Below are 12594 nucleotides of genomic sequence, written 5' to 3'. Positions count from 1 at the left end.
CACCCGGGCAGTTGCTTGGTCGGGCCGCCGGTTGCGGGGGTGGTCGGTTGGCCAGGCACATCCGCCCACCCGGGCATTCGCTCGCCGGGCCGGCGGTTTCGGGGGCGGTCGGCTGGCCGAGCAGCACATCCACCCAACCGCGCTTTTCCATAGTCGGGCTGGCGGTTTGTGGGGTGGCTGGCTGGCCGAGCACATCCGCCCACCCGGGTATTTCCGTGGCTGGGCTGGTGGTTTGTGGGGTGGTTGGCTGGGCAAGCACATCCACCCACCCGGGCGTTTCCGTAGCCGGGCCGGCGGTTCGTGGGGGCTGGCTGGCTTTGAGGCCAGGCTCTAGCCCTCCACCGGGCGGGCGCCGAGCTTTTCGGCCAGCAGCTTCAGCATCGCCGCCTCGGGGTCCTGCCGGGGGGCGTCCGGGTCGGGCTTGTGCGCGGCCTGGGCCAGCATCTCCTCTTCGTCCTCCGGCTCGGGGGGCGGGGGGACGTCCTCGGCGGGGGGCTCGGGGGGGAGCTGCTCGACGGGGCGGGACGACCGGCGCGGGGGTTCGAAGGTGCGTTCCGGGGTGGCCTTGGGCTGGGTCCTGGGTTGGGCGGCGCCGGTGTCGGGGGCTGAGCTGGGGTCGGCGTGGATGCAGCGGACCTTCCAGGTGCCGCCGAACAGGGTGACCAGGGCCTGGGCGATGGCGTCGGTGTTGCTGGTCTCGGCCAGCAGCCGGGCCAGGGGCGCGGCGGCGTGGGCGATGACCAGGGTGTCGCCCTCGACGGCCTGGACCGTGGCGGTGGCGAGCAGTGCGGCCGTGCGCTTGCTGGTGTTGCGGATGGTGGCCAGCAACTCCGACCACACCCGGCGCACGGCGGCGGCGTCGAGACCGCCGGGGGCGGCGGCGGGCGCCTGGGCGGACCCGGTCGGGGCGGACCCGGTCGGGGCGGGCTCGGGCGCTGCGTGCCGCTGCGGCGCGGGCCGCTCGGGGGTCGGGCGCTCCGGGGTGGTCCGTTCCGGCTGGGGGGTGGGTTGCGCGGCGGCGCGCTGCGAAGGGCGGACGTACTGCGAGCCGTCGGCGTTCTTGCGCGGGGCCTCCGCCCGGGCGGGCTCGGGGCGCGCGGCCTCCGGGGCGGCGGTCCGCGCGGGCTCCGGGCGGGCGGGTTCGGAGCGGGGGGCTTCCGGGGCGGCGGCCCGCGCGGGCTCCTGGCGGGCCGGTTCCGGGGCGGCGGCGCGCGGCGCGGGGGTGGTGGGCTGCGCGGCGGGGGCGTTGGCGATCCGCCGTTCCATCGCCTCCAGGCGCTGGATGACCGCCGAGTCGGCGGCGGCGTCGGTGGGGACCGCGCCGGGCAGCAGCATCCGCGCGCACAGCAGTTCCAGCAGCAGGCGGGGCGCCGTGGCGCCGCGCATCTCCACCAGTCCGGTGTGCACGATCTCGGCGTAGCGTGACAGCGTGCCGGGGCCGAGCTGGGCGGCCTGGCGGGTCATCGAGTCGAGTTCGTCGGCGGGGGCGTTCACCAGGCCGCGCGCGCCCGCCTCCGGGACCGCGCGCAGCAGGACCAGGTCGCGCAGCCGGTCGAGCAGGTCCGAGGCGAACCGCCGTGGGTCGTGGCCTGCTTCGACCAGCCGGTCGACCGTGGCGTAGACGGCGGCGGCGTCATTGGCGGCGAGGCCGTCGACCATGTCGTCGATCAGCGCCGAGTCGGTGACCCCGAGCAGGGAGACCGCGCGCTCGTAGGTGACCCCCTCCGGTCCGGCGCCCGCCAGCAGTTGGTCGAGCACCGACTGCGTGTCCCGGGCCGAACCGCCGCCCGCGCGGATGACCAGCGGGAACACGGCGGGCTCGATGACGGCGCCCTCGGCGGCGCAGTTGCGCTCCAGCAGGTCGCGCATGGCGCCGGGCGGGATCAGCCGGAACGGGTAGTGGTGCGTCCGCGAGCGGATTGTGGCGAGGACCTTTTCCGGTTCGGTGGTCGCGAAGATGAAGACCAGGTGCTCCGGCGGCTCCTCCACGATCTTCAGCAGGGCGTTGAAGCCCTGCGTGGTGACCATGTGCGCCTCGTCGACGATGAACACCCGGTAGCGCGACCCGGCGGGGGCGTAGAAGGCCCGGTCGCGCAGCTCGCGGGCGTCGTCGACACCACCGTGGGAGGCGGCGTCCAGTTCGGTGACGTCGACGCTGCCCGGCCCGTTCGGGGCGAGCTGCACGCAGGAGTTGCACACCCCGCACGGCTCGTCGGTCGGCCCCTGCTCGCAGTTGAGCGAGCGGGCGAGGATGCGCGCGCTGGAGGTCTTGCCGCAGCCGCGCGGTCCGGAGAAGAGGTAGGCGTGGTTGACCCGGCCCGCGGCCAGCGCGGTGCGCAGCGGGACGGTGACGTGTTCCTGCCCCACGACCTCGGCGAAGGTCGCGGGACGGTACTTGCGGTAGAGGGCGAGCGCCACGACGCGACACTACCGGGGCCGGTCATGATCACGATGGGGGCCTGACCGGCGCGGGTGGGGATCGGCATAGGGGTCGCGGGCGGGGATTGCCACAGGGGTGGCGGGTGGGGATCGACACAGGGTGGCGAGGGGAATCCGGGTGGGCCGCCCGGTGTTGTCCCCTGGGTGACGATCCCCTTCTCCGTACTCGACCTCGCACCGGTGGCCAGTGGTTCCTCCGAGACCACCGCGCTGCGCAACAGCCTCGACCTGGCCAGGGCGACCGAGCGGTTGGGGTACCACCGCTACTGGGTGGCCGAGCACCACAACATGCCGGGCATCGCCAGCTCCGCGCCCGCCGTGCTGCTCGCGCACGTCGCCATGGCCACCGAGAGCATCCGGGTCGGCAGTGGCGGTGTGATGCTGCCCAACCACGCCCCGCTGGTCGTGGCCGAGCAGTTCGGCATGTTGGAGGCGTTCCACCCGGGCCGGGTCGACCTGGGGATCGGCCGGGCGCCGGGCACCGACCAGGTGACCGCCCGGGCGCTGCGGCGGCAGGAGGGGGCGCTGTCGGTGGACGACTTCCCGCAGCAGCTCACCGAGCTGGCGGACTACTTCACCGGCCGCGACTCGCGCGGGGTGACCGCCGTGCCCGCGCTGGGCAACCAGCCCGCGATGTGGCTGCTGGGTTCCTCCGGCTACAGCGCCCAGGTCGCGGGCCACCTGGGGCTGCCGTTCGCCTTCGCGCACCACTTCAGCTCGGAGAACACCATCCCGGCCCTGGCCCTCTACCGCGACCGGTTCCGCCCGTCGGCCGTGCTGGACGAGCCGTACGCGATGATCGCGGCGAACGTGCTGTGCGCCGAGGACGACGAGACCGCCCGGGAGCTGGCCAAGCCCGCCCTGCTGCAGTTCCTCAAGCTGCGCAAGGGCGACCCGGGTCTGCTGCCGTCGCCGGAGGAGGCCGCGGCGTACGAGTACACCGACGTCGACCGGCTGTTCATCGAGCAGCGGCTGGCCGACCAGGTGGTCGGGGGGCCGGAGACGGTGCGCCGGGGCATCGAGGACCTGCTGGCGGCGACCGGGGTGGACGAGCTGATGATCACCACCAGCGTCTTCGACCACGCCGAGCGAATCCGCAGCTACGAGCGGGTGGCGGAGGTCGTGGGGCTCAAGGCCCTGGCCTGACCCCGGGACGAAAGGGGACCCCGTGCACCTGTCAGAGCCCGCTTATCCTTGCTGCCTTCCGGCCCTGGGGAGGTTCGCAGGGTGAACACCGCACGGGGTCCGTGGGCAAGTGTAGCGAGTTGCGCGCGGAGCACCACGCACCCCCCGGGTGAGGCAAGTTACTTAGCCGTCCTAACCTTTATTGGGTAGCATTGCTAAGCGAAATCCCGGGACGGCCGTGCCCCGGGAGCCGATCCGGGAGGCGATGAGACCGCATGGCGCTGTCCGAATCCCTGCGACGACAGCCGAGGGTCGTCTGGGTCACCGCGTTCGCCGCGGTGATCGCGTTCATGGGCATCGGGTTGGTCGACCCGATCCTGCTGTCCATCGCCGAGGGCCTGCACGCCAGCCCCTCACAGGTCACCCTGCTGTTCTCGTCCTACCTGGGCGTGCAGGTGGTGGCCATGCTGATCACCGGCGCCTGCGCGGCGCGGTTCGGCGCCAAGCGCACCCTGGTCGCCGGTCTGGGCCTGATCGTGGCGGCCACCCTGGCCTGCGCGCTGGCCGGATCGATCACCGAGCTGGTCGCGCTGCGCGCGGTGTGGGGGCTGGGGAACGCCCTGTTCATCGCCACCGCGCTGTCGGTCATCGTGGGCGCGGCGTCCGGCGGGCAGCAGGGCGCCATCGTGCTCTACGAGGCCGCGCTGGGCCTGGGCCTGTCGACCGGCCCGCTGCTGGGCGCGCTGCTCGGCTCCTGGTCGTGGCGCGCCCCGTTCGCCGGGACCGCCGTGCTGATGGTCGTCGCCCTGGTCCTCTGCGCGACCCGACTGGCCCCTGACCGGCACGAGGAGCGCGACCCGGTGCGGTTGCTTGACCCGCTGCGCGCACTGCGCCACCGCGGGCTGCTGCTGACCTCGATCGGGTCGGCGCTCTACACCGCCGCGTTCTTCGTGGTGCTGGCCTGGTCGCCGTTCGTGCTGGGCTTCGGGGCCGTCCCGATCGGACTGATCTTCTTCGGCTGGGGCCTGGGCGTGGCCGTGTCCGGGGTGGTGCTGGCGCCGAAGCTCGCCGCCCGGCTCGGCGAGCGCGCGGCCACCACCGCCGCCGTGCTCGGGTACGCGGCGCTGATGGCGGCCATGGTGATCGACAGCAAAGCCGTGCTGGTCGTCGCGGTGATCGTCAGCGGGGTGGCGTCCGGCCTGCTGAACACCCTGTTCACCGGCACCGCGATGAGTTCGAGCGGGGCGCCGCGCGGGGTTGCCAGCGCGGGCTACAACTTCTGCCGCTGGCTCGGCGGCGCGGTGGCCGCGACCCTGGTCGGCCACGTCGCGGCCTGGTTCGACTGGCCGCGGGCGCCGTTCCTGGTCGCCGCCGCGCTGTGCGTGGTCGCCGCGGGCGTCCTCACCCTGGGCCGCACCGGCCGCGACCCGCGCACGGTGCCCGCCGAGGCCGTCCTCGTCGGCGAGGAGGCCTGACCCGGCCGCCCGCGGGCAAGCAGCACACCCCGGGCCGGGTCAATCGTCCACTTCGGTTGGTAAATAACCACTGCTCAATGGTCTGGTGAAGGGATGACACGACCTCCTACGGTCAGGCGGACACGGTGAACCTCGTCCCCCTGCACCGAGGAGTTCGCATGATCCGCAAGTCCTTCGCCGCCGCCGCCCTGGCCCTGGCGGCGACCATCGCCCCGATGACCGCCGCCCAGGCCAGCGCCACCACCGAGGGCGACTTCGGCACCGCCGCGGTCACCGTCACCTACACGGTCTCCGGCGCCCCCTCGTTCCGGTCGCAGATCAGCACCTCGATCTCGCACTGGAACACCTCGGTGACCAATGTCCGCCTGCAGCAGGTCTCCTCCGGCGGGAACTTCGCCTTCTACGAGGGCAACGACTCCCGGGGCTCCTACGCCAGCACCGACGGGCACGGCCGCGGCTACGTCTTCATCGACTACGCCCAGGTCCGCCAGTACGACGTGATCCGGGTGATCACCCACGAGACCGGGCACGTCCTGGGCCTGCCGGACCACTACTCCGGCCCCTGCTCGGAGCTGATGTCCGGCGGTGGCCCCGGCCCGAGCTGCACCAACTCCTACCCCAACGCCACCGAGCGCAGCCGGGTCAACTCGCTGTGGGCCAACGGCTTCGCGGCGCGGGGCGAGCAGGTCCGCATCGCCGAGCCGCAGATCTTCGCGAAGTCCTGACCTGCGGTTGTAGTGCCCGTGTAGCGGGCCGACCCAGCCTGGTGGCGACACCGGCGGGTCGGCCTGCACCGGCTCCGCCGAGCCATCAGTCGGGAGGAGCTGCCATGAAGCTGGTCAAGCTGGTCGGGGCCGTCGGAGCCGCCGCCGCCATCGCGGTGAGCACGGTCGGGACCGCGTCGGCCGCACCCGCGCAGGTGCACGGCGCGGAGCTGTACAGCCAGGTCACCGCCGCCGACGTCGCCGACCCGTCGGCGGTGCTGCCCGCCGGGACGGACGCCGACTTCAGCGCGCTGCAGACGGTCGAGGGCGCCATCGGCTGGTTCCGCAACCGCGAGGGCAGCACCGAGCAGGACGGCTACTGCGAGCGCGCGGTCCGCCTTGCCTGGAACCGCACCACCCACCACGCCAGCGCGATCGCGCACTGGAACTCCGGCGACGGCGCCCGGCACACCGGCGGCGCCACCCCGCCGCGCGGCGCGTTCGTCTTCTGGAACATCTCCCAGTACGGCCACGTCGGCCTCGCCGACGGCAACGGCGGCGTCTGGGCAACCAGCGTCAACGGCCGCATCGGCCACGTCCGCCAGGGCTACTTCGCCAACTACCTGGGCTGGAAGCCGGGCAACAGCAACTAGGCCTGCCCCCGCGAACCGGCGACTGGCTACGCGAACGCCAGGGTGGGTGGATCTGCTCGGCCGTGTCCGCGCCTGAAAAGCCCGGTCGTTTGTCGGTGGTGCCCGGGTGAGTGGATCTGCTCGGGCGGGGCACCTACGCCGATCATGCGCCCGGTGTGACCGAGCGGGGCTGTAAAGAGGCCCCACAGCCCAGGCAGGCTCGCACATGATCGTCACTAGACCGCGCGCCCGTACGCCCGCCCCGGCAGTGTCCGGGGCGGGCGGCGGCAGCGGGCGAGCAATACCAGTGCCTCGGCTTCCCCGCGCCGGTTGCCGGTTTCCCGGAACACCCGCACCGCCCGTTCCCCGAGCCCGCGGGCCCGGGCGGGTTCTCCGGCGCCGAGGAGCGTGCGTCCGAGGCCCAACACGGCGTAGGCGGTGCAGCGCTCGTCGCGCAGTTCCTCCAGGGTGGACAGTGCGGTGAGCAGTTCTCCCTCGGCGGCGGGGAAATCGTGGTTGTCCCGGTGCAGGGCGGCCAGTTCGGTGCGCACCTTGGCCTCTCGGTGCGCGTCCCCGAGGTGGCGGGCGGCGTCGAGGGCGGCGGCCAGGCGGACCGCGGCGGCGTCCAGCACTCCCAGGGCGCGGTACGCCGAACCGAGCGAGCCCAGCGTCTGGGCCACGCCGCCGAGGTCGTTGACCGCCCGGAATCCCCGCAGTGCCCGCCGGTAGTGCGGCAGTGCCTTGTCCGGGCGGTTCCCGACTCGGGCGAGGGTGCCGAGGCCTGCCACGGCGGACGCTTCGCCGCGGTGGTCTTCCAGGGTGGCGAACAGCTCTGCGGACCGGGTCAGGCTCCGTGCGGCGGCTGAGTACTCGTCGCGGTAGAGGTGCACCTGGCCCAGGCCGCGCAGCAGGACTGCTTCCCCCCGGGGGTTTTCCGCTGCGCGCACCGCGTTCAGGGCGTGCTGGTGGGCGGTGTGCCAGTCGTCGTAGTGGCCGCGCAGGTCGTGGAAGGGGACCGACGCGGCGGCCAGTTGCCAGGCGAGTTCGGCCTCCCCCGCGGCGGCGGCCGACTCGACGGCGCGGACCAGCACGTGCCGGTGGGTGCCGAACCACTCCAACGGCTTCGCCACCGCGGTCGCCTCGTCCGCCGGGTCCAGCGTCCACCCCACCGCTTCCCCGAGCACCGCTCCGAACGACGTGGGCAATCCCCGGGCGGCGCGCTTGGCCAGGGACAACAAAGCCGAAATCGACCGGGCGAACGCGGCCGAGCGCTCCCCGGCCGCCTCGGCGTCGACGACTTCCCCGGCGTAGCAGTGCAGGAGGTCGGGCAACCGGTACCGCGGCTGCCCGTCCAACCCGGGGCCCGCCGCCGCGACCAGGTGCGCGTCGAGCAACCCGTCCAGCACGTCGGGTGCGGGGGACCCGAGCAGCGCGTCCACGGCCCAGGCCGGGAACTCCCGCCCCGGCAGCAGGGCCAACCGCCCGAACGCGCGCACCCCCGCCTCCGGCAACTGCCGCACGCTCAGCTCGAACCCGGTCCGGACCGCCAGGTCGCCCACCCGCAGTTCGCCCAACCGCCGCGACTCGTCGGCCAACCGGTCGCGCAGCACCCCCACGGTCCACCCCCGCCGCCCGGCCAACCGGGTGCCCGCGATCCGGATGGCCAACGGCAGGTGCCCGCAGAACTCGGCGACGTCCGCCGCCGGTCCCGGTTCGGCCCGCACCCGGTCGGCGCCCGCGATGCCCGCGAGCAGCCGCACGCTCTCCGCGCGGGCGAACTCGGTCAGCTCCACCGAGTGCGCCCCCACCAGCTCCGGCAGCCGCGAGCGGGCGGTGACCAGGACCGCGCACCCGCCGTCGGCGGGCAGCAGCGGCCGGACCTGCGCGGCACCGGTGGCACCGTCGAGCAGGACCAGCACCCGCCGCCCCACCAGCCGCGACCGCAGCAGCGCGGCCCGCGCCGCGACCCCCTCGGGCAGCCCGGCCCCGAACACCCCCAGCGCGTGCAGGAAGTCGGTCAGCACGGCCTCGGGCGCCCGCCCACCGGTGGCCCCGAGGTCGGCGTAGAACTGCTCCGGGTACTCCTCGCGCAACCGGTGCGCCACGTGCACGGCCAACGCCGACTTCCCCGTCCCCGGCGGCCCGGACACCACGGCGACCGGCGCCGCGTACTGCCCGGGCCGGGGAGCCAGGGACCGCAGGAGTTCGGCCGTCGCTTCCTCCCGCCCGGTGAAGTCGGGCAGGTCCGGCGGTAGCTGCCGGATCGGCACGTGCTGCCCGCCGGGACCGCCGTGGTCGCCGCAAGCGGTGCGGCCGCCGCGAGCATGGTGATCACGGTGAGCGCCGTGGCCGCCGCAAGCGGGATGATCGCCAGGATCAGCGTGGCTGCCAAGATCGACGTGGCCGCCGCGAGCGGGGTGACCGTCAGGATCGGCGTAGCCACCGGGATCGGCGTGACCACCGCGAGCGGAGTGGTCAACGGGATCGGCGTAACCACCAGGAGCGAGGTGACCGCCGGGAGCGAGGTGACCGCCGGGAGCGAGGTGACCGCCGGAAGCGGGATAGCCAACGGGAGCGGGGTGGCCAACGGGATCGGCGTAACCACTGGGAGCGGGGTGGCCAACGGAAGCGGGGTGGCCGCCGCCAGTGGGATGGCTGCCGGGAGCGGGGTGGCCGCCGCCAGTGAGATGGCCACCGGGAGCGGGGTGGCTGCCGGGAGCGGGGTGGCTGCCGGGAGCGGGGTGGCCGCTGCCGTGGAGGATTCGTGCCTGTGCCGCCCGCAGGCCCGGTCCCGGCTCCACCCCCAGCTCGTTGACGAACCGCTCCCGCGCCGACCGGTAGGCCGCCAGCGCGTCCGCCCGCCGCCCGGAGGCCGCGAGGGCGTCCAGGTGGTGCTGCCACAACCGTTCCCGGTACGGGTGCTCGTCGAGCAGCGGTGCCAGCTCCTCGGCCACCCGCCCGTGGTGCCCCAGCCGCAACTCCAGCGCCAACCGGTCCTCGGTGGCGGCCAACCGCGCCTCGCACAGCGCGCTCAGCTCCGCCTCCCAGGCGGGGACGGCGGGCAGGTCCGCCAGCGGTTCCCCCCGCCAGAGCGCCTCAGCCCCCTCGAACAGCTCCAGCGCCACCACCGGGTCGCGCTCGGTCCGCGCCCGCGCGCACTCCCGCCGGAACAGGAAGGCGTCGACGGACTCCTCCGGCACCCGCAGCGCGTACCCGTCCCCGCTGCGCACGAGCGCCTCCGGTGCCACCTCCCGCCGCAGCCGCCACACGTAGGTCTGGAGGTTCGCCCCGGCCGAGGTCGGCGGCTCGTCCCCCCACAGCGCGTCCACCAGCGCAGCGGCCCGGACCACCCGTCCGGCGTTCAGCAGCAGGTGCGCGAGCAACACTCGCTGCTTGGTCCCGCCAAGCCCCACGGCCACACCGCCGTCGTCCACGCGCAACGGCCCCAGCACCTGGAATCGCACGACCAGACCTTCCGAGTTCTCGGGTCCCAGCCCCCATCGGACGCCCCTCGCTCCCGCCCAGTTCCACCTGAGCCCGCCGCCCCCTCCCAGCCCGCCAGTCCGTCAGTTCGTCAGCCCGTCAGCCCGCCAGCCGTGCGCATCCTGCGCCGGCCACCGCGCTGTGCCTGCCCCCTCCCACCCTGCGTCGGTCCTCCCCCACCCACCACCCCAACCCTCCCCTGCGTGGGCTTACGCGCCCCCAGACCCCGAGGCGGGCGGGGTGCCGCGCGGGGTCAGCCCGCCCAGGCGGAGACCACCTCGTCCAGCACCGTCAGCGGTAGCTGGCCGCTGCCCAGGACGAGGTCGTGGAAGGCGCGGATGTCGAAGCGGTCGCCCAGGCGGGCCTCGGCCGCGGCGCGGACGCGCTGGATCTCCAGGCGGCCGACCATGTAGGACAGGGCCTGTCCCGGGTAGGCGATGTAGCGGTCGACCTCGTTCTCGACCTCGACGGTCGACAGCGGGGTGTTCTCGCGCAGGTAGGCGATGGCCTGGGCGCGGCTCCACCCCTTGGCGTGCAGCCCGGTGTCGACGACGAGGCGGCCCGCGCGCATGGAGTCCATGGCGACCATCCCGAGGCGGGCGACGTCGTCGGAGTAGAGGCCCATCTCCTCGGCGAGGCGCTCGGTGTAGAGGCCCCAGCCCTCGATGTAGGCGTTGACGTCGGCCAGGCGGCGCAGCAGCGGCAGCTCGGACAGCTCGATGGCGATCGTCTGCTGGAAGTGGTGCCCCGGCACGGCCTCGTGGAAGGCGGTGACCTCGGCGGTGAACCGCTGCCGCTCGGTGGGGCGGTCGGTGTTGGCGAAGTAGACGCCCGGCCGCAGCCCGTCGAGGGACGGCTGCAGGTAGTAGGCGAAAGGGGCGCCGGGGGCCTCCGCCTCGGGCACCGCCCGCACCTGGCACCGCTGCCCGGGGAGCCTGCCGAACCAGCGCGGCGCGGCTTCCTCTGCCCTGGCCACCGCGGCCCTGGCGGCGGCGAGCATCTCCTCGCCGTCGCGCCAGCGCAGGTCGGGGTCCTCGCCGAGCCGCCGGAAGACCTCGGCCTGGTCGGTGGTGCCGAAGACGCGCGAGCCCAGCTCGGCGTACTCGGCGCGGAGCCCGGCGATGACGTCCAACCCGGTCCGGTGCAGCTCGTCCGGTGTGAGCGAGGTCGTGGTGTGCACCCGCGACAGGGCCGCGTACAGCTCCGCGCCGCCCGGTAGGGCGCACAGCCCCGGCCGCTCGTCCGGGCGGCCGTGCTCGGCGATCTCGTCGACCAGCACCCGCCGGTAGGCCGCCAGGGCGGGTCGGACCACCTCGGCCACCAGCCGCACCCGCTCGGCCGCGAGCCCGGTGTCCTCGATCGGCTGCGCCAGCAGCGGGTCGGACTCGACCTCGACGGCCAGGCAGCGGTCCAGGTGCGCGACAGCCGCGTCGACGAGCCTGCGCACCGGCACCCGACCGGCCGCCACCCCGGCGCGGTGCCGCTCGGCGACCGCGGCGAGGTGCCCGGGCACCGCCCGCAACCGGGCCAGGAACCCCTCGACCCGGGCGGTGTCCGGCAGCGGCAGCATCGGCAGGTACGTCAGCAGCGCCGACGCCGGGCCGACGAACAGGTCGGTGATCGTGTACTCGACCACCCGCGCGTCCACCCGGTCCACCACCGCCCGCGCCTGCTGGGCGACCACCTTGGCGGTGATCGGGTCGTCGCCCGCCTCGACCAGGGCGTCGGCCCGCTCGGCGATGGCCAGGGCGGCGGCGCGCAGCTCGGCGGCGGCCGCCTCGCTCGGGTCGGCCAGCTCGTGGTCGTGGCCGGGCAGGCCCAGCAGGGTGGCGCCGAGCGGTTCGGCGTTGAACTGGAGTTCGAGCAGCTCGTCGGCGAGAGCGGGTGTGGTCATGTCGCAACCCCCAGGTCCGTGATCGGTCCGTTGAGGTTAGGGCAGAGTCGGGATGTGTGGATCGAGTTGTCCACAGGGCTGTTGCGCGTGGTGGACGCGCAGCGCTAGTCGACCTCCGCGCTGGCGAGGATGCCCGCCGCGACCGGGTCCGGCACCGGCGCCGGGTCGGTCGGGCCGCCCGCGCGGTCGCGCACGACCACCAGCAGCGCCACGCCGCTCGGGTGGTCGGCGGTGGCGTTGTCCAGGTCGACGGCGAGGACGGAGATGGCGGCGCCGCTCGCCTCGCAGTCGGGTTTGGTCGGCTTGGTGCCGACGTCCGCCGTGAGCGTCACCGACTTCTTCCCGCCCAGTTGTCCTGTTTCGACAGCGGGCGCGCCCACCACCATCCCTTGCGGGTAGAACTCCTCGGCGAATGCGGTGACGAACGAGTTCGCCGCCTTGGCCGGGTCGACGGTCTGCTTGTTCGAGTTCTGCACCGCCGCGCTCACCGCGAACGCACGCGAGTAATCGGCGCCCCCGCAGTTGTAGGGGCCTGTCGTGGCGCTGCCGGAGAACTCGACGCCCAGCACCTCCACCGTGCTCGATTCGTCGGCTCGCCAACCGGCGGGCACCCGGTAGGCGAGCCGGGCGGCCGCATTGTCCACAGTGGTCCCGCCGTCGCCGGGTGCGGTCGTCGTCGGCTCGGCGCGGGTGGTGGGCGCGGATCGGCTGCTGCTCGGCGCCGGGTTCCCGGTCGTGGTGGCGGGCGGTGCGCTGCTGGTCTGCGGTCCGGCGACCGGGTCCGATGACCGGTTCACCAGGATGATCGTCACCACAGCCGCGACAATGACCACGATCGAGAT

8 protein-coding genes and 1 other RNA gene are annotated in these 12594 nt (G+C 74.1%); 4 read left to right on the top strand and 5 right to left on the bottom strand.

The window, feature by feature from the left end:
• Positions 1-330: 330 nt before the first annotated feature.
• A complete protein-coding gene (locus UO65_RS12865) occupies positions 331-2418 on the bottom strand; it encodes a DNA polymerase III subunit gamma and tau (protein ID WP_035282082.1) in 2088 nt (695 codons plus the stop codon).
• A 171-nt stretch (positions 2419-2589) separates the two neighbouring features.
• Between UO65_RS12865 and UO65_RS12860 the strand changes: the two genes are divergently transcribed.
• On the top strand, positions 2590-3585 hold the full coding sequence (locus UO65_RS12860; RefSeq protein ID WP_035282127.1) for an LLM class flavin-dependent oxidoreductase: 996 nt from the start codon (positions 2590-2592) through the stop codon (positions 3583-3585).
• Positions 3586-3594: 9 nt separating this feature from the next.
• On the opposite strand, the gene ffs is transcribed toward UO65_RS12860, so the two are convergent.
• Positions 3595-3689: signal recognition particle sRNA small type (ffs, locus tag UO65_RS33990), an RNA gene on the bottom strand.
• A gap of 150 nt (positions 3690-3839) precedes the next feature.
• On the opposite strand from ffs, the gene UO65_RS12855 reads away from it, so the two are divergent.
• The 3 genes from UO65_RS12855 (at position 3840) to UO65_RS12845 (ending at position 6396) form a co-directional block, all read left to right on the top strand.
• On the top strand, positions 3840-5039 hold the full coding sequence (locus UO65_RS12855; RefSeq protein WP_035282081.1) for an MFS transporter: 1200 nt from the start codon (positions 3840-3842) through the stop codon (positions 5037-5039).
• A gap of 158 nt (positions 5040-5197) precedes the next feature.
• Positions 5198-5764, top strand: a complete 567-nt coding sequence (locus UO65_RS12850; RefSeq protein ID WP_035282079.1) for a snapalysin family zinc-dependent metalloprotease — start codon at positions 5198-5200, stop codon at positions 5762-5764.
• Between the two features lie 104 nt (positions 5765-5868).
• Complete coding sequence (locus UO65_RS12845; protein ID WP_035282078.1) at positions 5869-6396, top strand: hypothetical protein; 528 nt, start codon at positions 5869-5871, stop codon at positions 6394-6396.
• A gap of 215 nt (positions 6397-6611) precedes the next feature.
• Here UO65_RS12845 and UO65_RS37390 read toward each other — a convergent pair whose 3' ends face one another.
• From UO65_RS37390 to UO65_RS33265, 3 genes are all read right to left on the bottom strand, one after another.
• Entirely contained in the window at positions 6612-9839 is a 3228-nt protein-coding gene (locus UO65_RS37390) for an AfsR/SARP family transcriptional regulator (protein ID WP_052021116.1), read from the bottom strand.
• A 272-nt stretch (positions 9840-10111) separates the two neighbouring features.
• A complete protein-coding gene (locus tag UO65_RS12835) occupies positions 10112-11752 on the bottom strand; it encodes a DUF885 domain-containing protein (RefSeq protein WP_035282076.1) in 1641 nt (546 codons plus the stop codon).
• Between the two features lie 104 nt (positions 11753-11856).
• Positions 11857-12567: a hypothetical protein gene (locus UO65_RS33265; protein ID WP_152552082.1), complete on the bottom strand. Its 711-nt coding sequence runs from the start codon at positions 12565-12567 to the stop codon at positions 11857-11859.
• Positions 12568-12594 lie beyond the last annotated feature (27 nt).

The sequence above is a fragment of the Actinokineospora spheciospongiae genome, assembly GCF_000564855.1.
Taxonomy (GTDB): domain Bacteria; phylum Actinomycetota; class Actinomycetes; order Mycobacteriales; family Pseudonocardiaceae; genus Actinokineospora; species Actinokineospora spheciospongiae.
The sequence above is the reverse complement of the archived record's forward strand: the minus strand, read 5'-3'. Positions and strand labels throughout refer to the sequence as shown.